Raw genomic sequence first — 25,454 nt, forward strand, 5'->3', positions numbered from 1 at the left:
GTCCGCCTAACCAAGGCACTTTTTTGGCCCTCCCTGAAAATGCATTAACGATCGACAAAAAAAGATGCTGTAACAAAGGAGTTTCACCCCACTTTGTTGCAGCACCTTTTATCACAGTGAAAATCACAACATGCAGCTTGAGCCCCACCGCGCCATGCCACATTACTTCAGAATTTCCTTGATCCTTTTCAAGGGGTAACCCGTATGTTGCACCAGATCCATTATCGTGGCTCCGGGATGGCTCTTGATATATTCCTTGACGACGAGGGCTTCGGAAATATAGATCTGCTGGCAGTCCTTGCACAACGTATCCGGTTTTTGCACTTGCAATTTTCCGCACCTGCCGCAATTCATTAATTCCATTTTTCGCCCACCCTGAAGTTGTTAATCTGGCCTTATCTACGACTTATGATTAATCCTATTGTAACATCGGTCAGGCTTGGCGTCTCCTTCAGGCCGAGTCGGGCGTATCGCGCGCTACCTGTAAAGCTCCATAATGCGGTGCCCGTACAGCATGAACAAAGACAATACGCCCGCCAGAATCAGATAGGCGGCCAACACCTTCCACTTTACGGATGCCGGAGCGGTGTAGTACGTGCGATAACGGTGCAGTTCCTCGTCGATCTGGCCGATTCTCGCGCTGGCTTTCCGCTCCTCGTCTGCGAGCAAGGAGGATGGAACCGGCCGTTCCGAGTCTCCATCCTCGTACTGTTCCGGTTCGTCTTCCCATGTCCGAAGCAAAGCGTTCGCCTTCTCGGCGAACTCGCGATCCATTCTCGCCCGCTCCCGGTCAAGCTTCTCCTCGTCTTGCAGGAATGGAATCAGCCGGCGGCGGCTCCCCTCTTCCTCAGTTCGTTTAGCCGTCTCCTCTTGTATAGCCAGCGTTTCTTTCAATTGCCAAGTGCTAAACAATCCTGGCCAGCGTCCGATCTCCTGGCGGAATTCGATCAGCTTTTGTTTCTCGTATGCGAGAATCGATCCCCGGTAATTTTCCCTGGCCCTGTTCCACCAGCTCACTGCGCCGATGATCAGAATCAACACCATTAAGGGACTATGCGTCATAAAAGCATAGATGCCGAGCAAAACCAAGCCGACCAGCCAGATTTTCGTCGACAGCACGGAGACGATACGCCCTCCGTCAAGCGGCGAGACAGGGATCAGGTTGAACAGATTGATCATGGCGCCGAGGAAAACGACAAACGCCCAGAACGGATCCCCGTTCTGCTCGTAGAGCGCATAGGCAGGCAAGAACGAAATCAGTCCCGCAAGCGGTCCGCCATAGGCCAAGAATGCTTCCGTAGCCGCATCCTGGGGCCGTTCCTTCATCGAAATCAACGCGCCCATGAACGGGATAAAGATAGCGGGAGACGTCTTGACTCCTTTGATCCTCGCTGCGACCAGATGTCCCATTTCATGCACGAACAGCAAATAAACGATCGCTACGCCGAATTTCCAGCCGTATATAGCTGCATATGCCCCTAAGCTGACCATCATGGTAATAAAAGTTCCGCCGAATTTCGTCCACTTCAGCAAGGCGAACGCCCATTTGAACTTCGCCAGCAGAAATACGCCAATGCCTGCTAGCGCCGATCTGCTTTTCTTTTTATCCACATCCAACTTCCTTTCGCCATTACATGTCCTATCGAAACTATTCTCTATTATCTCATGTTATACGACCAAGGATAAAGCCCCGTTTCGTCACTCCGCTCCTTCGCCTGCCGTATACAATCGAAGAGCGACCCGCAAGTCCTACCGGACCTGCGGGTCGCTCTCGCGTCTAGACTTTGAATTGTTTTGCCAGCTTCGACATCTCGTCCGACATCCGGTTTAACTGCCCCGCGGAAGTCGAGATTTCCTCCATGGACGCGAGTTGTTCCTCCGTAGCCGCCGAGATCGATCCGGCCGCGTCGGCCGCCGTTGCGGATATTCCCTCCATCTGCTGCAACGACGCCGCGATTTCCTGCGCGCTGGCGGACATCTGCTCGGCTGCCGCCGATGCGTCCTCGGCTTGTTCGGCAACGCTGCGCGTCGCTTGCAGAATGCGCGTAAACGCTTCTCCCGTCTGCTGAATAGCCGACGTGCCGTCCCTCACGTCTCGCTCGCTCTTCTCCATGGATTCTCCCGCCGTGGAGATGTCGGCGACGATGGCATCGATGAGCTCCGCGACTTGCGCGGCCGATTCGTCGGAGCGCTCCGCCAATTTGCGAATTTCTCCGGCGACGACAGCGAAGCCTTTGCCGTGTTCTCCAGCGCGTGCCGCCTCGATCGAGGCGTTCAACGCAAGGAGATTCGTCTGCGACGCGATTTCTCGGATCGCATTCGAGATCTCGCCGATCTGCTGCGAACGTTCCTCCAAGCGGCCGACGACATCGCCCAATTCTTCTACCGCGCCGCTGATCGCGCCCATCTGCTCGGATGACCGAAGGATCAAGCGCTCTCCATCTTCCGCTTCCTCCAATGTCGCCGAAGAGGCTTCGAACGTCGTCGCCGCCGAATGGGCGATTCTTCCGATCCCCGCCGTCATCTCTTCCATCGCTTTGGATGTCTCTTCGATGCTCGTCGCCTGCGTCTCGTTGCTTGACGCGAGCTCCGTAATGGATTCGGATGTCTGACGGGACGCGCGAACCGATTCTTCGATGACGGTCGCCAGGCGGTTCGAGGACGAGGCCAAAGCGTTGGCGCTAAGCAGTTGATTGCCTGTCAGCTCCCTAAGGTTATGGGTCAAATGGTTAAACGAGCCGGTCAACTGCCCGATCTCGTCCTTATTCCGCACTCGCAGTTCGTCGTCCGTTAAATCTCCCTGCGCAATTTTCTCCGCTTGTTGCGTCAATCGTCTGATCGGGCGAGATACGTGCTCCGCGAATAGAACGAGGGCGATAAGCCCTACGAACAGACATGCCCCGAGCGTGATCGCCATCGTTTTCAGAATATCGCGTTGTCCGCCGTTGTAGTCCTGCATGTACGAGCCTGCCGCGATGATCCAGCCCCACTTCGGATTCATCTCGGAATATACAACTTTGCGTGCCGTGCTTGAGGAATCGGGGAGCGGCCAATCGTAATAGGTAATGCCCCCACCGTCAAGCGCTGCCTTTACGACTTCCTGTATATAATACGCTCCGTCCGACGATTGCTTGTCCCAGATATTCTGACCTTCCATATTCGGATGGGCCAGCAGGGTGCCCTTGTCGTCTATGACGTAGAAGTACCCGCTTTCTCCCAAATCTATCGTTTTGTTGATCGGCCTCGTTTGGTCGGCCTGCTTCTCCCCGAGGAGAAGTACGCGTAATTCCTCTTCCGCTTCCTCTCGTGTCAACGAGCCGTGCTCGACGGCCCGATCAAGCGTATTGAGCATCTCGCTCGCCATTCTCACGTTGTTTCTCAAGCCGTTCTGGATCAACTGGCCCGTCTCGTCGGATGCGACCTTGTAAGTCACCCCTCCGAGCACGAAGATCGGCACAATAAGCAGAAAGAAGCATACAATCAACAATTTTTTTCGGATCGTTAATTTGAATAAGCCTTTGGTCATATTTGCTCTCCCCCACGTTGCGATTCAGGTATTTTTTTCCAATGACTTTATCTGTGGAACCATCATACCAGATGAAAAAGTTTCCTATTCGCGAAATTCGCCAGGTTTTGGGGCAATTGTGTGAACTTGCGAACGATGCGCGAAGAGCGATTTCGGAGCAAATGCCCCGCCGGGAAAAATGTTATACTGGAGAGATCACGTTTAGATTAATCGCTCTCGGGAGACTTACAAATGATACCGACCTATGAATTGGACGACGATGAATGGAATCAGCTCGTCCAAGACGTTGCCGATCATTTCGGCGAAGTGATTCTGAACAGAGGCTTTCAATATTTCAAACAAGGCCGTGTGGTCAAGCTGACCATGCCCTCTCACAGGATCGTCAAAGCGATGGTCGAGGGCGGCGAGTATTATCATGTCACGCTTGATTTGAACGACTTTAAGACCAGCCGTTGCGACTGTCCGGTCGGCAGCTACTGCAAGCATATGTTCGCGGCGATTCTCAAATATGCCGATATTCACAACCGCTCGGTGCACGCGCTTGTCAACGCTAAGTCCGCAGTTAAATCGACGTCCTCGGTTTCTCCAGTAAGATCGTACAATCAGGCGAAGCAGGAAGCGGCCCAAAAAGCGGCGGAAAATTACGCGCAGCTGCGGCAGCAGATTTCGCGGATTCCAGAAATGAACGTATCGGAATGGCATGAGTGGTTTGGACTAGCGACCGAGCGCCTGATGCAAAGTTCCCGAAACACGCAGTTCGTCAACGATGCGCTCGCTTCGATCTATAAATACAAACCGGCACTTCCGCAAAAGATCGATGCCTTCTTCGTTCTGCATGCTCAGCTCTTCGTTCTGTCGAAGCTCACGAAACAACCGCAGGACCAATCGGGCTACATTTATTCCTATCTCGCTTTCCACGCCCACCACGCAGCCTCGGACTTGCAGGAAAAGATCGGGCAGCGCATCGCCAATGTGGCTTCGATGGCACGAGAGCCCGATAGCTCCGATGCAGTGGAGCAGACTTTAGGCTATTTGCGCGGGGAAATGCTCGCGGAAACGAACGAAAACCATTACTTTATGTATCATTATTTCAACGTATGGAGCAGTTGGGTCCTTCCCGGCTTGCCTGTCGGCAGTCTGGAATCGTTCTGCGACGGCGAGCTCTTCCGCATTGAAGAAACCGCCAATGGACTGGACTCGTCCGGATTCGCGCTGGCGATGGCCCAGGTCGGAATGCGCCTGTTCCAAGCCCGGGACGAAGACGCATGGAAGCAGCTTAACGATGGGAAGAATTCGTTCGATATTCCTCACGATCTACTGCTATACTTCCTGTCCCGACTCGCGCTATCCGAGGAGTGGAACCGCATGGCGGCTTGGCTGACCCAGGTTGCTCCCCTGCTGGCTGGTCGGAGACACAACGGCATTCGTCCTTACTCCGAATACTGGGAGCTCGCGATCCGCCACGTTCCCGAAGCCGAGCCGCAAATGTGGAACGCGCTCGTCTCGCTGCTTCCGCATTCGCGGACGGTTTACGAAGAAATGCTGATGGCTCGCGGCAGTTGGGAACGCTGGATGGATCTCCACCTGAGTCTGGACAGCGATCCGATGGATTTCCGCGTGACTGATCTGGCCCCGTTGGAGAAAAACGCGCCCGAGGTGCTTCTCCCCTTCTACCATCAAGCCGTCGAGCGATACGTCCTGCTTAAAAACAGAGACAGCTACAAAACGGCGGTAAGGTTGCTTAAGAGGCTTGCCAAACTGTACAAAAAACTGAAGAAGGAATCGCGTTGGGAGTTCTTCCTCTCCTCCTTCACGGAACGTCATAACCGGCTGCGTGCATTGCAAGAGGAGCTTCGGAAAGGAAAACTGCTGCCATGATCATAAGTAATTATTCGGAAACGCTCCATATTCGCCTGCTGCTCGGCGGATACGGGGACGCTCTTATACATGGATGGTTTAACGAAAATAACAGCGCGACCGGGGTCAGGCTCAAGCAGGCTCTTTTTGCCTGGCATGAGCCGTCCTTCTACGGAACCGAACTGGCTGCGCACCGTCTCGAAGAGATCGAAGCGGTCGTGCTGCCATCCGAGATGGTCATACCATTTTTCGCCGAGCCTAAGCTCCTCCGTCATATCGAGTGGGTGTGGGACGAAGATGCCGCTCGTTTGATCCGACTCGCTCCCATGCTTCATCACCGGATAGAGTACAAACAATATTATCCGAGCTATGCGGCTTTCTTATCGGACAAACTGCTGCAATGGACTTGGGACGATGATACGTTCACCGGTGAAGAGCAAGCGCTGTTTAAAGAAGCATCGGAGCATGAGGAATTTATGATCGGGCTTCGTGCCGCGTTCTCCGCTGCGGTCTTTCATGCCCACTACGGGACGGCTGCGGCGGCAAGCGATCTCCGCCGGGAGTTCCCCTCGCTATTCTCCAAGACGGACGCGGGCGTGGCCGGATTGGACGAAAGGGACTGGCTCGTCGCGATCGGCTGGAAAGCGGATGATGCGCCTTTCCGCCCGGCGCTGCAACTGCTTGAGCCGGACGATGCGGATGAAACCTGGCGTCTGAGGCTCGTTCTGCAGGATAGGAAGGAAGAAGCGGCGGTCTACCCCGCTCGCATGACGGCAGGCGGTGAACTGCTCGGCTCTTGGCCGAGCGTATGGACGCCGCATATCCAACAGCGCTCCGGAAACTGGCTGGAGCGGTTGCTTGCCATCATGCCCGATGACCGGTTTAACGGGTCGCGAGACGACGTCTTCGCGGAACCGCTTAGCGACGAAGCCGCATGGCGGTTCTTAACGGCGGACAGCCAGCGTCTGCTCGAAGCCGGCTGGCATGTGCTGCTTCCGGCCTGGTGGGAAACCGCCAGCCGGAAGAAACCCCGGCTTCGCGCCAAGGTAGGAGCCGGAGAGGGTACCCGAGCCGGCGGATCACTATTCGGCCTCGATGCCCTGATCGACTTCGATTGGCGTATCGCCATCGGCGACGTCGATCTATCGGAAGCGGAGTTCGCCGAGCTCGTCGCTCGCAACGCAAGGCTGGTACGCTTTCGCGGCCAGTGGATCCAACTCGATCCCGCCCTGCTTGCGCAGATCCGCAAGGCGATGGCCGCCGTCGACAAGCAGCAAGGACTGAGCTTTCAAGACGTGCTACAAATGCATCTGCTCGGAGACGATTCTTTCGCCGGGAACGACCCCGACTCCGGGGAGCAAGAAGCCGAACGGGAGGAACGAATTCGGCTCGAGGTCGAACTGAACGAGCATCTCGTCAAGCTGATCGGCCAGCTCAATCAACAGAGCGAGCAGCCTAAGCTGCCCGTTCCGTCGGGGCTTCGGGCGGAGCTTCGCCCCTATCAGCAAGAAGGCTACGCCTGGTTATCATTCCTGCGGCGTTTCGGTCTGGGAGCTTGCCTTGCGGACGATATGGGGCTTGGGAAGACGGTCCAGCTCATCGCTTATCTGCTGCGCATCCAGGAGACAACTCCGACGGATGCAGATGGCAGCAAGCTTCCTTCCCTGATCGTCTGCCCGACTTCCGTACTCGGGAACTGGCAGAAGGAGATCAGCCGCTTCGCTCCTTCTTTGAAGGTGATGCTTCATTACGGAAGCGGACGTTTGGCCGGAGAAGCTTTCGCCCTCGAAGCCAAACAAGCCGATGTCGTGCTGACTTCTTACGCGACATGTTCGCTTGACCAAGAGACGCTGCAAGGACTGACCTGGACCTCGATCAGTCTGGACGAAGCGCAAAATATCAAGAACGCCCAAACGAAACAATCGGCGGCCGTTCGCAGCCTTCCCGCTAGGCACCGCATCGCGCTGACCGGAACGCCGATCGAGAACAGGTTGGCCGAGCTATGGTCTTTGTACGATTTTATCAATCCCGGTTATTTGGGCAGCTCCCGCGAATTCAACAATCGGTTTGCCGCCGCCGTCGAGAAAGACAAGGACGAACGGATCACAACCGACTTGCAGAAGCTGATCAAGCCGTTCATGTTGCGGCGCAAGAAGAAAGATCCGGCCATCCAGCTCGATCTGCCGGAGAAGAACGAAATGAAAACCTACGTCAATCTGACCGCCGAGCAAGGCGCGCTCTATGAGCAAACCGTCAACGAATTGATGGAAAAAATGCAAAAGCTAGAGGGAATCGAGCGCAAAGGGGCGATATTGGCCACGTTGACCCGATTAAAGCAGTTATGCGACCATCCGCTTCTGTTGACGAAGGAAGCTTTGCCGGAATCGTCCGGTGCTGCAACCGATGATTCCCGACTTGACGTTGAAGCGTTGATCGCCCGGTCCGCCAAGCTGGAGCGCCTGCTCGCGATGGTGAAGGAACTGCGCGAGGAAGGCGAGCGCTGCCTGATCTTTACGCAATATATCGGCATGGGCGAGATGCTGCGGCAGGTGCTGGAGCAAGAGCTGCAGGAGCCTGTGCTCTACTTGAACGGGAGCACCTCCAAAGCCGCCCGGGACAACATGATCGAGCAATTCCAGGCGGCCTCGCCGCCCGGCTCCGATCGTCCTGGCCCCGGCGCGTTCATTCTCTCGCTGAAAGCTGGCGGCGTCGGCCTGAACCTGACGGCGGCGAATCACGTATTCCACTTCGATCGCTGGTGGAATCCGGCCGTCGAGAACCAGGCGACGGACCGCGCTTACCGAATGGGCCAAACCAGAGACGTGCAGGTGCACAAGTTCATCTCGCTCGGTACGCTGGAGGAGCGGATCGACGAGATGCTGGAGAACAAGCAGCAGCTCAGCGAGAACGTCATCTCGTCTTCCGAAGGATGGATTACCGAACTTTCTACGGATGAATTAAAGGATTTGTTTACTTTAAGGCGCGAATTCGTTGGCTGACGAGCGCGCGAAGAAACCTGCCGAAGCGTATGTCGGCAGGTTTCTTTATCATCAGGCACGTTTAGTAATGACGTTGAATTTTCGCCTTCTTAATGATTCGGCGAACCGCGACGTTTCCCGCGATTATCGCCAGTGAACCGGTGAGGATGCCTACGGACGCGGTGGTCGGCATGGTCGCCCCGATGCCCGACGCTATCGTGCCCGCGGTCACGCCGAGGGTAATTCCGATCGCCGTCACGACAACGCCTAAAGCTTTGCCAAACCCGGACATATAACCGGTACCGACGGTAGTCGCGCAAGCTATGGACGTGAATACGCCGGCTATGATCAACAGAAGCATACGATCACCTCATCTAGTAAATGGATTCCCATTACTAGAATGAACAGTTATCGCGAAAGCTAAACCTGGTCGCCGAGGAAAAAGCGGCGCAACAGGATGATTTATTCATGATCAAAAGCCGCGTCTATCACGGATTTCAGATAGGCCATAATTTGCTTTTGCGTTTTTCTGGGGACGGGGACGATCACTTCTCCGATTGCCGTTCGCAACCTAATGATACCCAAGATGCCGTCGAACGTCTCCAAGTAATTCGGATTGATCAACGTGCCTCGATCCGTGCGAACCAATCCCGATTGTTGAAGCAGACCGGATAGCTGCTTTACCGTGCTGATCATTTTGTACTCGTCGTCGTAGGAATAAATCGTGATATTCCCGTTCCCGTCGGTTTGCAGGTAAACGATCTCCCGCACGTCGAGCAAATGGTGTTCTCCTCTGCCATTCAACAGCGACAGCAGCATCGCTCTCCCCCTATCGTCAGGATGTATCATTCATCCTGATTGTATCTTTAAATAGTATTTTTGAATACTATTGATGTTTATTTTTGTATTCTTATATGCCTTTTATCGCCTACAGAGCTTATCTACACTTGTAACTAAGAGGTGTGTACGATGAACAATGAAATTCTCAAGCTTGTGGGCCGACGCATTCGAAGCTTGCGCAAGGAACGGGGACTGTCCCAGGAACAGCTTGGGGAGAAAGGCGGCTTCCACTATTCCTATATCGGGCAAGTCGAGAGAGGCGAGAAAAACATATCGCTGCTGAATCTGGCCAAAATCGCCGATGCGCTCGACGTCAGCCTGTCCCAACTGTTTACGTACATCGACGACGAAGAAAAACGGACGGAATCCGAGACCGACTTGCAGGAGATTCTGTCGACGTTACGATACCAGACGCCCAACCAGGTACGGATGGTTCGCAACGTCGTACGGGAGATTCTGGGGGATAGCGATAAATATTCGACGGAGAAATAATGAAGAGCGCCCGCGGGGGCGCTCTTTGCTTGCTTAATTATTCGTTCACGGTCTCGCGTATCGCAAAATAGCCGCGGCTGCTCTTTCCCTTCTGTCCGGGTCTTCGCTTCGGAGAGCTTGTTTTAGAATGTCCAGCGCTTCCCGGATCGTATCCGGGTCGACCGTCGCGGCGGGTTCCGCAGCATTGGGCTCCGCTCCGGCGAGAAGCGGCAATATCCATTCTTCCAGACGCGTTGTCGAGAACGGATAACCCGCGATTCCGAAAGAACCCGCCAGCCATTCCCGCACGAAGGCGTTCATTTCGTATAAAGGAACGCTCTTCAGCCACGTAACGCCCCTTCTGTGGCATGTGCCGTCATCATCCGAATCCGAGCTCTCCACATAAAAATAATCGCCGACGTCGCCTAAGTAAACAAACTCGCTATCCGGAACCAGAACATAATCCCCGTCCTGCATGCGATGAACGAACATTTCGATCTCTTCCAGGCTTTGGACGAGCTCGTAGCCCTTAACTTCGCTGACGTCGGCTAGTCTACCTTGGATTTCTTCCTTGCTCGTCTTCTCTAGATCTCCAAGTCCCGGATAGCCGATGCTAACAAAATTGTCCTTCAGAAACTCCTTCATTCGGTCGATCCCCAAGCTTTCGGGTTTGATTGCGTACAAGTTCATCCGTAATTCCTCCGACACATGATGGCGTTAGCACCGATTCTAATTCGTATTGCGCTTTTTTGCAATGAGGGGGGACGGCGACGGCAGGACATTGGGGTGAACGGCAGTGGGGCGGTTGTCCGAAAGTTGCCATGCGCCAGGTCAGCCATTGCTGCATTTTGCGACAATGAGAGGGTCACGTGCGGGAGTGTGATCGTCATTGCTGTATTTTGCGACAATGAGGGGGTTTCGTGCGGGAGTGTGCTCGCCATTGCTGCATTTTGCGACAATGAGAGGGTCACGTGCGGGAGTGTGATCGTCATTGCTGCATTTTGCGACAATGAGAGGGTTGCGTGCGGGGGCGTGCTCGCCATTGCTGCATTTTGCGACAATGAGGGGGTTTAGTGCGGGGGTATGATCGCCATTGCTGCATTTTGCGACAATGAGGGGGTCACGTGCGGGAGTGTGCTCGCCATTGCTGCATTTTGCGACAATGAGAGGGTTTCGTGCGGGAGTGTGCTCGCCATTGCTGCATTTTGCGACAATGAGAGGGTATCGTGCGGGAGTGTGCTCGCCATTGCTGCATTTTGCGACAATGGCAGCGGCAGAGCGGGTATTCACTGCTCATTGGCTGAAATTTGGCGGATTTAGCGGTCTGCGGGACAGTTACAGCGCACTTGGACAGGAGTTTGGCGGATATAACGGTCTGCGAGACCGTTACAGCACACGTGGACGAGGGGTTGGCAGCGGGGAATCGACACCAAAAAAAAACTATCCCTCGGGATCATTTCTGACCCTTTGGGATAGCTTTTTTTCTCATTACTTAGAAGCGCCCGCGACGCCCAGCGTGTAGATCTCGCACTTGCCAAGCCGAGCGGCGAGCGGTTGCTCGCGATCGGACGGCGTGGCGTCTTCGCCTTGGCGTTCGAGCACGTCGCTCTTGTAGAGACGGCCGTAGTCGTCCGTCGGGAATACGCGCAGCTCGCCTGATTCCGGCTGCATGTTGTACCAGCGGAGCATCAGATCGCCCGAGTCTTCGCCGATCTTCATCGACGAGAACGCGATGCCTTCGCCTTCCCAGTAGAGCGGAGCGTGTACCGCGGCGATCGCGCCTTCGCGAATCTCCGTTTGAACCGCCGTCCACGGTACTTGGAACTGGTAAGCAAGCGCGAACGCGCCCGATGCCGCTCCGTCACCTTGATGGGGAATGATCATCAGTTCCACGGTATGCTCGCCCAGGCATTGCGCTTCCGGCGTCGGGAACACACCCCAGTCGCCGAGCTCGGACACCGAACGCAGCAACGTGACGGCAATCGTGTTGCGGCCGTCGCGCAGCACTTCGTATTCGTTAAGACCCTTGTTCGCGATCGTCAGCCCCCGAGCGTCTTCGCTGACGTCGGCGAAAGCTTGCTGATGCTGCGCATTGCTCGGGTTCTCCCATTCGGCGGAAGGCTCGTTGTCGCGCACGGCGACTTCGAGAACGGCGTCTGCGCGATGAACCGCCGTCGCCAGATCCGTCGGGAACAGCGCGCGAACGCGATGATCCTTAGCTTGGTTGTCGAATGCGGCGCGAACGCCGACGCCCTTGCCGCCGCGCTCCAGGCTGACGACGGTACGGATCGTCAGCGGAACGGTGTGCTCCACACGCTGCGCCTTCCGGTGCGGATAATAAACCGCTTCTTGCTTCTCGATCTCGAACAGTTCGTCCGCCGAAGCCGGCACGGCCCAATAGTGGACGATCTCGATCGCGACCCGATACGCCGTATCCTCGAGCACCGAGATTTCCGCTTCCAAGCCTTTGGTCGTCAGCGGCTCTTCCCCGTCCGGCTGCTTATACATATATTCGTTGCCGATATCGCCCGTATCCTCGTACACGAGCAGGTCGCGGTAGACGCTTCCGTCCGCTTTATTCGTCACCGTCAGCGAACCGTCGTCCGCGATATCGACTCGCAGATGCTCGTTCTCGAGCACGCGGTCTCCGGCGATAAGCGAGGCGCCCTGCTCTTGCAAGCGGGCTATCGTCCCTTCCGCATCGGAGATCGAGGCATACGCCTTTAACCCAAGTGCCGGCACGCGGGTCGCTTCGAACGTCAGCTTCACCCTGCGTGCCCAGTAAGGCTGGCGGAACTTGTCATTCGGCAGATCGTAGCCGAATTGCAGCCCCAGATCCTCCATCGTATGCGGAATAAAGTCGCCTTCCGCGTCCACGAGCGCGCGCCCGGAGACATCCAACTCGCGCATCCGGCTAATCATCTCGTTCATGGCGACGCCTTCGCGGAAGTAAATCCGCGCCAAATCCAATTCGACCTCGACCGTCCCGTCCCGTTCCCAACCGGTCGTGTTGAACACGACGAACGGCACGGTGCCCGCCCCGAACCGGGAGAAATCCGATGTATCGACCGCGTCCGCAAGCGCCCGCGCACTCGCGTCCACGATCGTCTCGGCGACATGCCTACTCTTGTCGAAGCGGGTCACCATCTCCCGGTGCACTTCGTCGACGCTGCACCCGCAGATGCTGTCGTGAGGGTGGTTCTGCATCAGCGTTTTCCAGGCATACGTGAACAGATGGTGCGGATAATCCGTGCCTGTCGTCACCGCGGCATACGCTGCCAGCGGTTCGGCCACCTTCTCCAATAACGTCTGCCCGCGTTGGTTCATCTGCTTGAGATATACCCGTGCAGACGCCGTGTTCACGAGCGTGGACCAGCCGTCCGTGTGCTGACTGCGAAGCTCGCCCTTCACGACGGACAGGTCGGTATCGAGAGAATCCTCCACCGACTTCAAATAGTTCGCGAAGTTGGAATGAACGAAGTCCGTATCCGGATACAGCTTCCGGGCCTCACGTATCGCCTCCGGCAAGTCCGTCTGGATCGGCTGATGGTCGCAGCCGTTCATGAACAGCAGTTGTCCGGTCGAAGCATATTTGCCCGCATCGGACAGCTTGCGTTCCCAGTATGCTCTCGCTTCATCCGGATCGGTCGGCACTTCGTTGCCGTTGCTATACCAGTTAGCGAACAGAATGCCAAGCACGCGCGACCCGTCCGGTCCTTCCCAGATCAGCTCGGAGAAGGACGATTCGTAAGCGGAATCGGTCACCGTATTGTTAAAGCCCGTAGGTTTGACGCCCCGGCCGAAGATCGCATTGCTGATGCCCGCCTGCTGCATAATCTGCGGAGCTTGCCCGATATTGCCGAACGTGTCCGGGAAATACCCGACTTGAGAAATCGTCCCGTAATGCTCCGCGTCCTTATGACCGATCTGCAAGTTGCGCAAATTGGCTTCGCCGCTCGTCAGGAACGCATCCTGAAGAATATACCAAGGCCCGATATGAATACGGCCTTCGCGAATAAGCTTCTCCAGACGCTCCCGGCGATCCGGACGCACCTGCAAGTAATCCTCCAAAATAATCGTCTGACCGTCGAGGAAAAAGCTGCGGTACTCCGGTTCGCGCTCCAGCGTGTCCATCAGCGTATCCATCAGCTCGATCAGCCGGACGTGATGCTTCTCGTAAGGCAAGTACCATTCGCGATCCCAATGCGTATGGGAGATAATGTGCGCCGTTCTTCTATTCGTCTTGTCTGCCACGCGGCAACTCTCCTTCCGTTTAACCTTGCGCGGTCGTCCGCACGTCCACTTCGTTCGGCCGGTAGACGGACGTTACCCGCCCTTCCCGATCCGTCGCGAACAAGACCGCCCGTTCGCGTTCAAGCTTAAACGCATAACCCGCGCCCGAGACGGGGTCCCGTACTTCGACATCGATATCGTAGGCATACTCCGATACGAATACGTATAGCGCTCCATCTCGGAATTCAAGCTTCCGGCCGTAGACGCCTGGCAAGTCGCCTTTCAGCCACTCCATCGACGGGCGGTAACCCGCCGCAGCCAAAGCATGCGAATATAGCTTCGCAATCGGCTCGTTCCGATCGTTCAATTCCACTGGCAGAGGGCACCAGATCAGACGCCCATTGCCATATGCCGCTTCCGCGATCGAATCAATACCGACCGCAGAACCGATCTCGTCCACAAAAACCTCTTTGAACACCTCGGCAATTCGCCGGTTCCCATAGGAGACCGGGTACAGCCGCTCTCCGATCGCAAGCATCTCCTCGCGAACGACGTTGCTCAGCTTCCGCGCTCCGAACGTATCCGCGAGCCGTTCCTTTCTCCGCCAATAGGCATCGATGCCCATCGGACCAGTGAACAGAAGAGTCGCCCCCGTCCGCGAGACGTGGTCGAGCAGCTTGGCGAACGCTTCGTCGTCGACGTTATGAGCCGACGGAACGATAATCAGCTTCGCCGGAACAGCCTCGAGCGCATCTAGATGATATTCCGACACGCCTCTGAAAGGCACATTTAGCTCGTAGCCGAGCACCCGGGTCAGCCGAGTCGTCGCGTCGAAGGCAAGCTTGCGATTCGAGAAATCGTTGGAATACGGGAACACGACGGCGACGTCCTCCAGCTCCCGATCCCGGAACAAATCCCGAATCTCGCCCATAAAGCTGCCGAAGCGATAAGAAACGTCCGCTTCCGGCTTCTCCGTCCCGTCGGCCCGCACGGCGCCGATGTGCGATTCGTTGGCGTTGTCCATATAGAAGTTCGTGTTCCAAATCCAGTGGACCGCCCCCGCTCCGCCGGTTGCGAACGCATACGCGTACTTGCGCTCCAGCATCGCGCGAAGCTCCTCCTCGGACCGCTTGGCGAAGCCTTCCGGAGTCTCCACGTACATGATGCCCGTCTCTTGGACGACGTTCGGTTTATTCGCCGTCTTGGCAAAGATACCGTCCCACAGCAGATGGTCGTTCAGCCACCAGGAATGGACCGTCGTATAGTCCGCCGCTTCCTCGTAGAAGAACGGGGAAGGCCGCTGCGCTCCGAGCGCTTCGTCCTGGCCGACCGTGACGAGTTGGTTCGGACACTCTTCCTTGATGGCGTCGTACAGCTCTTTCGCCCAACGATTATGCATCTCCATCGAAAATAACACGTAATCCAGCCAGCGCGTTCCCTTTTTCCCCTGATGCATGTCTTGAACGTCGAAATTGATGTCCTCCGGTTCGGGGATCGTCGCCGCAGCAAAGCTAGGAAGCTCTCCCGGCGTCATGTTCCACAATTCGCGAAGCTTCTCCACCGTGCCGTGCCGCTTCTCAAGCCATTCCGCGTAGGCCGCTTTCTCGAATCTGTCCCGGCTCGATCGCGGGCCGTTCGAGAAAATACGCGGCGGATCAAACATCGACGGCTCGTTGATCAAATCCCAATCGATGTTGGACGTCTCTCGATGGCGAGAGACGATCGAGCGCACGAACCGCTTCTGAGCTTCCACGCTGCGCGGATCCAGATAAGGGTTCTCCCCTTCCCAAGTTTCCGGCGTAAACGAGAAAAAGGTAAAGGTCACCTGCAAGCCGTGTTTCTTCGCTGTCAGGATAAACGCATCGATGGAACGAAAAACCTCCTCCGAGGCGTGCCCATCTATCTGCATCACGTTGCGATATGCCGTCCAAATACCCGTGCGGATCCAGTTGATCCCTGCTTTGCTCATCTGCTCCATATCTTTGTCCCATACGGATACATTGGGCAAGAACAGGAACTTGCGTGCGACGTCCGATGTCATGTACGTCATACCCACGACCGGCAGCGGACGACCGTCTTGCTCGAAATAGTCCCGGCCGACGCCAATCGGACTTCCCGACTTTAGCAGTTCGGCATCCGCACCCCAAAACCCTTGACGCAGCTCGCGCGTCTCTCCGTCCGCGGATTCAGCCAAGCAGATCACCGAATAATATCCGCTCTCTATCTCGAACGGCAGCGGAATTCGTTCGATCCGCAATCCGCTCCCTACCTCAAAAGACAACCGTTGCTCGAACGCCGTCGTCCCGTCTTTCTCACGGATAACCCGCAAATCAAACGTCCATTCCGTCTTGTCCGCGCGATTCCGTCCGCCGCGTCCTAGCTTCTGCGCCTGCAGTGTCAGCATCGGCCGCTCGTGCAGTTCATACAAAGCGTAGCTTGGCTTCAGCCACAGTTCGGTCGCTCCGGCCGCGCAGAACGCCATCCATTCCTGCAAAGCTTCGTAACCGCCAGCCGGCGCGAAATTCGGCCCCAGAGGCTGATTCACGAACAGCCATCGGCTCCCGGAGAAATCGCCTTTCTCGTTTTCCCACAGCACCGCGGGAGCCGCGATCTCCCGTCCTTCGGCGGAAACGCCTTTCAGCAACGGATAAATCCGCGTGTCCATCGGACCGGCTGAGCCCATCTGATGCGGCAAATCGCTAGACTTCGTCACGTGCGGAACCAAATTCCACGTATCCGCCACGTTGAACAGCTGCTCCCGGCCCTTCATTAACGGAATATTGCCCGCCGCTTCCAGCTTCGCGACAGGCTCTGACTTGACCGGCAGCATCTCGTGAATGCGAAGCTGCCTATGATAGGCGGTCTGTTCGGCTTCGACAAGCCACTTGCCGCCGTCCCTACTAACCGGACGCCTGAACGGCGCACCTCCGGCGCTGACCAAACCGCCTCCACGCTTCAGGAAAGCCAGAATGTCGTCCCAAGCCTCAACAGGAAAATAAGGGGCATGCAGCGTGACGAAGCAGCCCCCGGCAGCTTCCCGCAGAAGAGCCGGAAGGCTCTCTGCGTTCGCTACCGTCCCGATCGCCGCGAGCCGCTCCGCCTCAAGGGAAGACGCGCCCGGAAACGTCGGGTCGTAGAAAATGATCGGCTTAGCCATCCAGCAGCCCTGCCTTCATCGCCTTATAGACCAACTGCGAGAACAGGCTGTTCGACCAGGCGAACCATTTGCGCGTAAACGTATTCGGATCGTCCGCGTGGAAGCCTTCGTGCATGTAACCCGTGTCCGCATCCGTCGCTTCCAGCATGGCGATCATCTCGAGCTTTTCTTCGTCGGACTTCGCCGTAAGCCCTTGCATCGACAGCGCCATGTGCCAGACGTAATCCGGCGGCGTGTGCGGGCTTCCGATTCCTCGGGCGGCTTTGCCTTCGAAATAGAACGGATTCTGCTTGCTGAGCGCGAAGCGGCGCGTATTTTGATAGATCGGATCGTCTTCCGTCACATAACCCAAATAAGGAATCGAGATGAGTCCCGGCGTTCCGGCGTCGTCCATCAAGCAATAATTGCCGTATCCGTCCGTCTCGTAAGCGTAGATCGGACCGAATTCGGGATCGCGGTAAATGCCGTACAAGCGGATGCCGTGGTCGACTTCCTGCTCGAGCTTGGCCATCTCCTTCTCGAACGCCAGATCGCGGAACACGAACTCGGCGATCTCCCGCATCTGACGCAGCGTCACGACGAGGAACATGTTGTCCGGGATATTGTAATGGAAGTCGCAGGCGTCGTCGCTCGGACGGAATCCAGACCAGACCATGCCTGTGTAGTTGACGGGCATGCCCAGTCCGCTATTCATCAGCGAATCGGTCGGAATGCCGTTGTCCCGCTCGAAGCGGTAAGGCGATTGCTCGAAGTGGCGCTGCTCCCTTTTCCACAGATCGACGGCCGTTCTCATCGCTTGCTTAAAGCCGGAATCGAAGATGTCCGACAAGCCGGTCTCTTTCCAGTAAGCGTAAGCGAGCCGCATCGAGAAGCAGATCGAATCGAGCTCGAACTTGCGCTCCCATACCCAAGGAGACATCTCGGTAATATCGTCCGTGTTCCAGTGCCAATCGTTCGCCATCTCGTTAAACGCGTTGGCGTAAGGGTCGATCTGGATATACTTCATATGAAGCTTGATCAGTCCGCCAATAATCCGCTGCAGATCGGCATCGTCCTTGGCGAACGGAACGTAATGAATGACTTGTTCGACGGAATCCCGCAGCCACATTGCCGGGATGTCGCCGGTAATAACGAATGTCGTTCCGTCGTCTTGCAGCTTGGTCGTCGTCTCGAGCGTGTTCGGAAAACAGTTCTTGAACAGCTTCAGCAGCTTCGGGCGATGAGCCAGCTTGATTTCCGCCTCGGCCAGCGCCTCCTGGATGGATCGCGGAAGCGGAAGCTCAGGCATAGCGATTTTGGGTAATCTGAATTGTTCCATAGTCGTATCACTCCATATGATTAATCCTATTGTGTCGCGCGGTTTTCGATTATTCTTTTACAGCGCCGACCGTCAACCCTTGAATGAAATAACGCTGGAAGAACGGGTAAGCCAGCACGATCGGCCCGGTCGCCAGCACGACCATCGCCATCCGCGACGTATCCTGCGGCATGGATTGCAGCACGCCTACTCCCAAGGACGGATTGTTCGTGTTTTGCAGGATGAACTGCATGCTGTTCTCGATGCGCATCAGCATCGCTTGCAGCGGAACGATGCTCGGGTCCTCGATATAGAGCAAGGCGTTAAACCAGTCGTTCCAATAGCCCAGCGTGCTGAACAATGCGATCGTCGCCAGACCCGGCAGCGCGAGCGGGACGATCAGACGGAAGAAAATGCCGAACTCTCCCGCGCCGTCGATCTTGCCCGACTCGATAATCGCGTCCGGAATCATCGTGGAGAAGAACGTCCGCATGATCATAATGTAGAAGGCGTTGACGGTAAGCGGAAGAACGAGCGCCCAGACCGAGTTCTGCAAGTGCAGCAGCTTGGTGGTCACGATGTACGTCGGAACGAGCCCGCCGTTGAACAGCATCGTGAAAAAAGCGAAAAACGAGAAAAACGTGCGGTATTTGAAGCCTTTACGCGAGATCGCGTACGCAAACAGCGAGATGAAGACCAAGCTTAGAGCCGTACCCACGACCGTTACGAATATCGTAACGCCGTAAGAACGCAGCAATTGGTCCCCGGCTTTGAAAATATAATCGTATGCGTCTACGCTCCATTTTTTCGGAAACAGGGAATAACCGTCCCTCTTCAACGTTTTCTCGTCGGTGAACGAGAGGATCGTCACGAAGAGGAAGGGAAAGACGCATGCCAGCGAGAACAGACCCGCGATTAAGTTGAATACGACGTTCCATACCGGCGATAAGCGGTGGAAGTCTCGGGATTTCGTCGCCACAGAGGCCATGTTGGATTTCTCCTTTCTCGATCGGTCGGTAAATTAGAAGAGGGCGTTGTCCTTGTTGAACCTGCGGACGACGTAGTTGGAAGTGATGACGAGAACGAAACCGACGAACGATTGGTACAGCCCCGCCGCCGTGCTCATGCCGATCTCTCCGGTCGTCTTCAGCCCGCGATAGACGTAAGTATCAATAACGTTCGTCACTGAATACAGCGTGCCCGAATCCCGGGTTACTTGGTAAAACAGACCGAAGTCGGCATAGAAAATGCGGCCGATCGCGAGCAGCGTCAAGATCGTCATCAGCGGAGCCAGCATCGGCAGCGTAATGTTGCGGATCTGCTGCCATTTGTTCGCGCCGTCGATCATGGCCGCTTCGTACAGCGACTTGTCGATGCCCAGAATAGCCGCAAGGTAGATGACGCTGTTGTAGCCGAGCGATTTCCACAAAAAGACGATGACGATAATAAGCGGCCAAAATTTCGGTTCGGAATACCATTGCACGGGATCCGCCCCGAATGCGACGGCGATTTTGTTCACCATGCCGCGATCGAAGCTGAGGAAGCTATATACGAAATAACTGACGATGACCCAGGAAAGGAAATACGGCATGAACATTCCCGTTTGGAACCATTTCGCCAGTCTTTTGTTTGCGATTTCGGACAGAACGATCGCCATCGCCACGGCAAGCACAAGGCCGATAAAGATGAACACGGAGTTATATAGAATCGTGTTGCGCGTGATGATATATGCGTCGTCGGTTTTGAACAGAAACTTGAAGTTATCTAAGCCGACCCACTTGCTGTTGATGATGCTGGACAAGAAGTTACCGTTAAATCGGTATTCCTTAAAAGAGATAATCGTGCCAAGCATGGGCAAATACGAAAAACAAATAAACCAGAGGCTGGCGGGAAGAACCATCAGCAACAAGGCTTTGTTGCGGTTAAGGTCCTTGACGTAGCGCCTTATGGCATTCATGAACAATCCCCCCTGCATTGTGAGATTAAAAAAACGGGCGAATGCCGAACATTCGCCCCTTTGATCACCCATTACTTATTGTTCGCGGCTCTCCAAGCGTCGAGCTGGCTTTGCGCTTCGGCCATGATCTTATCGAGGCCGGCCGCTTTCATTTTCTCGATCGCTTTAGGCAAGTATTGGTCCGGATCGACCGTACCCGTCATCAGCGGAGCCCAGAACGCTTCCTTCGCGTTCTGAACGGCCGCGATCTCGCTCGATACCTTCGACGGATCGAAGTTGAAGCCGAGCAGGATAGCCGGTTTGCCCGCGTCGTTGTATTTTTTGAATTCTTCCCACTTGTTGTCCGGGTCGCCCGGGTTCAGGTAAGTGAGCAAGACGTTGCCGAGGGAGAACGTAGGCATGTCGTAGTTCTTCGATTCAGGCAGGTTCTCCATATGCGTTGCGTCGATTTTCTTAAAGTGCGTTCCTTCGATCCCGGAGTCGACCATGTTGCGCAATACCGGATCGGTGTTGAGCAGGTTCAGGAACTCCATCGCTTTCTCCTTATGCTTGGAGTTCGCGGAGATCGCCTGCATGGAACCCATAACGGACAGATTGTAGATCAGCGCGTCGCTTTGCGGCGTCGACACGACAGGGTAGCCATAGCTAGTCGACCAGACGTTGTTCGCGAACGGTTGCGTCGTCGCCTTGTCCGCGAACCATTGGCCCGTCGCTTGGATATCCGTGGACGATTCGAGCGTAGCGGCTTCCGTCGGCAAGTAACCGGCGGCGTAGTATTTGTGCATCGTTTCGAGCCCTTGCTTCATTTCCGGCGTCTCGAGAATGTTGACGACCTTGTAATCCTTGTCGTCCAGTTTAACTGCCAGAGGGAACTTCTCGATCAGGTAGTCGTAAGGCGTATAAGGCATGAACGTCTTGTCCACTTGGAGCGGAATGATGTTCGGGTCGTTCTGCTTGATCGTCTTGAGCAGCGGCTCCAGGCTTTCAAGAGAACGAACGCCGTCCATGCTCAGCTTGTTCTCGTCGAGAATATTTTTGTTGAACCGCCATACTTCCTGCGCGGGAAGCTCTTTGTTGGCCGGAACCCCGTAGTTCTTGCCGTCGACTTTGGAGCCTTCCAGGAACGCCGGATCAAGCACTTGCTTGATGCCTTGGCCGTACTTGTCAAGCAGATCGTCGATCGGAGCGAATGCGCCTTTGCGCGCGTTCTGAACGTAATCGAACGCCCACGAAGCGGTGAACATGATATCCATCGATGCGCCGGAAGCCGTTAACACTTGCATCTTCTGGTTGTAATCGCCCCAGTCGATCATCGTCATTTTCACGGTTACGCCGAGCTTGTCTTTCGTATACTTGCTGACTTCTTGCATGACTTTGTCGACGTCTTTCTGCGGCGTGCCGATCGTGTACCAGCTCAACTCTACCGGTGCCCCGTTGCCGCCGGCATTGCCCGATTCGGTATTTTTGGAAGCGTTATTGCTTCCGCATGCGCTAAGAACTAGCGATACAGCCAAGACGGATGTCAATCCTAACGATAACTTCTTGCGTGTACTGCTCATGTTGTTGCCTCCCTTATCTCTCTGCATAAGTATTTGCAACCTGCATTTTGAATATTAAAGGATGTAACCATTTTCAAAAATAAGAGAAATCAAAGATTCATTGGACAAACTAAATAAAAAGCCCCACGGCGTGGGGCTTCGGTTGCGGAACGATTCGGGCGTGCGCCGATCTCCGGTTACGTGAATCCTTTATACTCTCCCGGCACGATGCCGACGTGTTTCTTGAATTGCTTGTAGAAATAACCGATCTCCCAATAGCCGACCTGTCGGGCGATCTCGTTCACCTTCAGCGAACTTTCCAACAGCAGCTTCTTGGCCTTCTCGATCCGGTATTTGTTGATGTAATCGGCGAACGTCTCTCCCGTTTGCTTGTGAAAAAGCTGGCCCAAATAATTCGGATGGATATGGAACTGCTGGCCCATCGACTTGAGCGTCAGCGATTCCGCGTAATGCTCCTCGATATGGCGCAGCACCTGCTTAATGACGGGACTCATGTCTTCGCCCGCAAAAGAAGACGAGGCGAACGCTGCCGCGTCCTTGACGGCGATCTCGATCCGCTCCAGCGAGTCCGCATTCATGACCCGCTCCAGGGCGTTCCGATACGCTTCCGACGCTTCGGGCCGATTTAGCTTGTCCGTCTCCATCTTTATTCGGATAATGAGCTCTACGGCCGCTCCCTTTACCCGTACCGGATCCGCGTTCTCCGAGGCGCGGATTGCCGCGAAGTCGCCGGCAATTCGGCGCAGCAGCTCGGCATTGTCCTTGGCGACGAGATCTTTGGCGTAGCTGGCCCACGTCAGCGAACCCTCGGGAAGTCCCGTCCCGGAAGCCACAGGAAGACGATCGAAGTCGATAAAGCTCAGCTCCGGGGCGACGAGGAAAAATTGCTGCGCCCGCCTGGCCCTTTCATAGCTCACCGCGGCTTCGGCGACCGGCTTCGCGGGACCGAGCGCGATGCGAATTCCGCCGGAGCGAATGGTTTCCTTCTCCGCCAACTCTCGAAGCCTGCGTTCGGCATCGCCTCTGTCGGAATCGGGATCATTCATGCCGAACACGATAACCGCATCATCCTCCGCATCCCGGAACACGATCGCGGACTCCTCTCCCGCGAGCATTCGTTCCGTTTCCGCGTAGCCATCCCGCTCGCCGTCGGACCGAACGATCGCCACGGCCGCGTACGGTTTGGTCAGTTCGATGCCCAGCATCGATAAGCGGTCCGAGAATTCCTGAGGAGAGATCCGGCCGGTTAGCCAGCGCAGCATAATATTGTCCCGCAGAATCCCGATCTCGTCGTCGCCGAAAACCCGTTCCGGCTTAACGGTGTTCAGCTTGTCGACCGTGCTGCTTAGCGTGGAACGAAGCTCCTGGAAGTTAACCGGCTTGAGCAAATAATTCTCAATGCCAAGCTTCATGCCTTCTTTCAAATAGTCGAACTCGTTAAACCCGCTGAGAATAATGACTTTCAGGTGAGGCAGAATTTCGCGGGCTTGCCGGATCAACTCTAAACCGTTCATAACGGGCATGGAAATATCCGTAATCAGAATATCCACGGCAATCCGGCGCAGAAGCTCCAAGGCCGCTTTGCCGTTCTCCGCGCTGCCGACGACTTCCAGTCCGTAACCCGACCAATCGACCGAATCGATCAGACCTTCGGCGATAAACGGTTCGTCATCGACGATCATTACGTTATACATCGCTTGATTTCGCCCCTTCCCCGGACGCAGGCCAACTCACGGTTACCGTTGTTCCTTGACCCGGCTCGCTTTCTACGTTCACCCCGTAGTCTTGCCCGAACATCAGCTTCAGACGATCGTTCACGCTGCGCAGACCGAACGATTCTCCTTCCCGGACTTCCGGCGTTTCTAGCTCCCGCAGCAGACGCTCAAGCCTACCCGGTTCGATCCCTTTCCCGTTGTCGCGCATCGTTGCGCGAATGTAGCCGCCGCTTCCGAATACTTCAATCGTTAGCCGGTTATCCCTGCGTTCGGGATCGAGTCCGTGGACGATGTAGTTCTCTACGACAGGCTGCAGCAGCATTTTGAAAATAGTAACGTTCGCGAGTTCCTTATCATATTCGATCGAATAGGAGAACTTGTCCTTGTATCGGATGCGGAAGAGTTCCAAATACAGCCTGCACATCTCCAACTCTTCCCTAAGGGAGCATTCCGGGTTCGAGCGAATCGAATTGCGGAACAAAGCCGCCAAGCTGTAGATCATCTCCCCGACGTCTTCCGCTCCATGGGACATCGCCCGCATGCGAATCACTTCCAACGTATTGTACAGGAAGTGCGGATTGACTTTCGCCTGAAGCGCGGACAGCTCGGTCTGCTTGAGGCGGATTTCCGATTTGTACTCGCGGTCGATCCGTCGGTTCAGCTCGTCGAGCATCTCGTTAAAGCTGCGGGAAATCTGGCCGAGCTCGTCCTCCCGGGGATCATGCAGGCGGGCGGTCAGATTTCCTCCTTCGACTTTTTTCATGAACAGGACGATCTTGTTCGTTCTTCTGGCAATGCTCACTATAACCAAGGACGGGATGACGACGGCGACGGCGATGCATGCGGCGCTGACGAGGACGATCATTTTTTGGAGCCCCGCGTAGGCTTGAGCCGCCTCGCGGATGGGCATGATGCCGACGACGGTAAACCCGGCTTTATTTTGCGTTAGGGAAGAAATGTAGGAGGGCTCGTCCAACGTCTCGACTTCACGAAGCGATTGGATTTGTTCCATATAAGGAAACGTTTCGCCGTAATAACGGTTCGAAGAATCCATCAACACTTGTCCATCGGGCGTTAGGACGAGGATCGTTCCTTTCATCTCCCGGCGTTCCTGCTCGAGCGCTCTGCTTGCCATGCCGGCATCGAAGTAAACGAGGAGTCTTCCGATATTTTGCAGCGAATTTTTATCGTTAAGTTGGCTTCCCATCGCGTATAGCTGTGGATTCCACTGATCGATCGTTTTGCGAATCCAGATGTTGGGGGTCGAAGCGCCACTCCCCCCCATCGCCATAATCTCGGGGATATAAGAATAAGTGGCGTTCGTGTCGTAGAGCTTGCGCTGGCCTTGCGATTCGAAGACGTACATCGACTGCATGCCCGAGCTGTACAGGATTACGTTCTGGATATCGGGATCGGATTCCATCCGACCGGAAAAGTAATTCAGAATATCGGTCGTGCTTCCGCCCTCGTAATTTTGATCCAGCATGTACTTCACATAGTCTTTGTAAGGATGGGTCAGAAAATAAGATATATTGCTCGCGAGCACGCCGTTCCGATAGATTTCCTGAACCGTGTCCTGCAGCCAGTCGTATTTTTGCTCCACATAACGGTTTACCCGGTCCATCGCCTGCTTTTGGTTGTTCAGCTCGCCGCCCACGACGTTGGCGGACAGAAGGTTGGAGAGCAAATAAGATAAGGTGATGATCGTCACGTTCACGATAATCGCGAACACGAAGATGACTTTGATAAACAAATTGTTGCGAATGTAATTGCGATAAATCTTACCGAGTCTCACTTGGGGGCCTTCCCTCATCCTTGGGTTTATGGGATACATCATAGCAGATATAACCATAGAAACCCAGTA

Annotated in this window: 17 protein-coding genes; 3 read left to right on the plus strand and 14 right to left on the minus strand. The window is 55.4% G+C overall.

All coding sequences use genetic code 11. The annotated features are described in order from the left end of the window. Window positions 1–162: 162 nt before the first annotated feature. The 3 genes from FPZ45_RS09770 to FPZ45_RS09780 all read right to left on the minus strand — a co-directional run bounded on the left by FPZ45_RS09770 (window position 163) and on the right by FPZ45_RS09780 (window position 3,526). On the minus strand, window positions 163–363 hold the full coding sequence (locus FPZ45_RS09770) for a hypothetical protein (protein ID WP_144700711.1): 201 nt from the start codon (window positions 361–363) through the stop codon (window positions 163–165). 114 nt (window positions 364–477) lie between these two features. Beyond that, window positions 478–1,611, minus strand: a complete 1,134-nt coding sequence (locus FPZ45_RS09775) for a site-2 protease family protein (protein ID WP_144700713.1) — start codon at window positions 1,609–1,611, stop codon at window positions 478–480. 166 nt (window positions 1,612–1,777) lie between these two features. Continuing rightward, window positions 1,778–3,526, minus strand: a complete 1,749-nt coding sequence (locus FPZ45_RS09780) for a methyl-accepting chemotaxis protein (protein ID WP_144700715.1) — start codon at window positions 3,524–3,526, stop codon at window positions 1,778–1,780. Window positions 3,527–3,757: 231 nt separating this feature from the next. On the opposite strand from FPZ45_RS09780, the gene FPZ45_RS09785 reads away from it, so the two are divergent. Both FPZ45_RS09785 and FPZ45_RS09790 read left to right on the plus strand, forming a co-directional pair. Further along, window positions 3,758–5,404: an SWIM zinc finger family protein gene (locus tag FPZ45_RS09785; protein WP_144700717.1), complete on the plus strand. Its 1,647-nt coding sequence runs from the start codon at window positions 3,758–3,760 to the stop codon at window positions 5,402–5,404. 2 nt (window positions 5,405–5,406) lie between these two features. Next, window positions 5,407–8,382 (plus strand): DEAD/DEAH box helicase, encoded by a 2,976-nt coding sequence (locus tag FPZ45_RS09790; RefSeq protein WP_144700838.1) that lies wholly within the window; start codon window positions 5,407–5,409, stop codon window positions 8,380–8,382. A gap of 61 nt (window positions 8,383–8,443) precedes the next feature. Here FPZ45_RS09790 and FPZ45_RS09795 read toward each other — a convergent pair whose 3' ends face one another. Together FPZ45_RS09795 and FPZ45_RS09800 are read right to left on the minus strand one after the other, a co-directional pair. Then, window positions 8,444–8,722 (minus strand): hypothetical protein, encoded by a 279-nt coding sequence (locus FPZ45_RS09795; protein WP_144700719.1) that lies wholly within the window; start codon window positions 8,720–8,722, stop codon window positions 8,444–8,446. 101 nt (window positions 8,723–8,823) lie between these two features. Beyond that, window positions 8,824–9,180, minus strand: a complete 357-nt coding sequence (locus FPZ45_RS09800) for a LytTR family DNA-binding domain-containing protein (RefSeq protein WP_186438327.1) — start codon at window positions 9,178–9,180, stop codon at window positions 8,824–8,826. Between the two features lie 150 nt (window positions 9,181–9,330). On the opposite strand from FPZ45_RS09800, the gene FPZ45_RS09805 reads away from it, so the two are divergent. Next, a complete protein-coding gene (locus FPZ45_RS09805; RefSeq protein WP_144700723.1) occupies window positions 9,331–9,693 on the plus strand; it encodes a helix-turn-helix domain-containing protein in 363 nt (120 codons plus the stop codon). A 45-nt stretch (window positions 9,694–9,738) separates the two neighbouring features. On the opposite strand, the gene FPZ45_RS09810 is transcribed toward FPZ45_RS09805, so the two are convergent. From FPZ45_RS09810 to FPZ45_RS09850, 9 genes are all read right to left on the minus strand, one after another. Beyond that, window positions 9,739–10,362 carry a hypothetical protein gene (locus FPZ45_RS09810; RefSeq protein WP_144700725.1) on the minus strand — a complete coding sequence of 208 codons (624 nt, stop codon included), beginning with the start codon at window positions 10,360–10,362 and terminating at the stop codon, window positions 9,739–9,741. Window positions 10,363–11,160: 798 nt separating this feature from the next. Further along, complete coding sequence (locus FPZ45_RS09815; protein WP_144700727.1) at window positions 11,161–13,926, minus strand: alpha-mannosidase; 2,766 nt, start codon at window positions 13,924–13,926, stop codon at window positions 11,161–11,163. Window positions 13,927–13,945: 19 nt separating this feature from the next. Further along, window positions 13,946–17,062: an alpha-amylase family protein gene (locus FPZ45_RS09820; protein ID WP_144700729.1), complete on the minus strand. Its 3,117-nt coding sequence runs from the start codon at window positions 17,060–17,062 to the stop codon at window positions 13,946–13,948. Next, complete coding sequence (locus tag FPZ45_RS09825; RefSeq protein WP_144700731.1) at window positions 17,055–18,380, minus strand: glycoside hydrolase family 125 protein; 1,326 nt, start codon at window positions 18,378–18,380, stop codon at window positions 17,055–17,057. The genes FPZ45_RS09820 and FPZ45_RS09825 overlap by 8 nt, the downstream gene beginning before the upstream one ends. A 49-nt stretch (window positions 18,381–18,429) precedes the next feature. Next, complete coding sequence (locus FPZ45_RS09830) at window positions 18,430–19,347, minus strand: carbohydrate ABC transporter permease (protein WP_144700733.1); 918 nt, start codon at window positions 19,345–19,347, stop codon at window positions 18,430–18,432. Between the two features lie 33 nt (window positions 19,348–19,380). Then, window positions 19,381–20,316, minus strand: a complete 936-nt coding sequence (locus FPZ45_RS09835) for an ABC transporter permease (protein WP_144700735.1) — start codon at window positions 20,314–20,316, stop codon at window positions 19,381–19,383. 71 nt (window positions 20,317–20,387) lie between these two features. Further along, on the minus strand, window positions 20,388–21,875 hold the full coding sequence (locus FPZ45_RS09840; protein ID WP_144700737.1) for an ABC transporter substrate-binding protein: 1,488 nt from the start codon (window positions 21,873–21,875) through the stop codon (window positions 20,388–20,390). 176 nt (window positions 21,876–22,051) lie between these two features. After that, window positions 22,052–23,569, minus strand: coding sequence for a response regulator transcription factor (locus tag FPZ45_RS09845; protein WP_144700739.1), 1,518 nt, complete (start codon window positions 23,567–23,569; stop codon window positions 22,052–22,054). Next, window positions 23,562–25,385 carry a sensor histidine kinase gene (locus tag FPZ45_RS09850; protein ID WP_144700741.1) on the minus strand — a complete coding sequence of 608 codons (1,824 nt, stop codon included), beginning with the start codon at window positions 25,383–25,385 and terminating at the stop codon, window positions 23,562–23,564. Before FPZ45_RS09850 ends, FPZ45_RS09845 begins: the two co-directional genes overlap by 8 nt. Window positions 25,386–25,454 lie beyond the last annotated feature (69 nt).

The organism is Cohnella terricola, assembly GCF_007786475.1.
GTDB classification, from domain to species: Bacteria; Bacillota; Bacilli; order Paenibacillales; family Paenibacillaceae; genus Cohnella; species Cohnella terricola.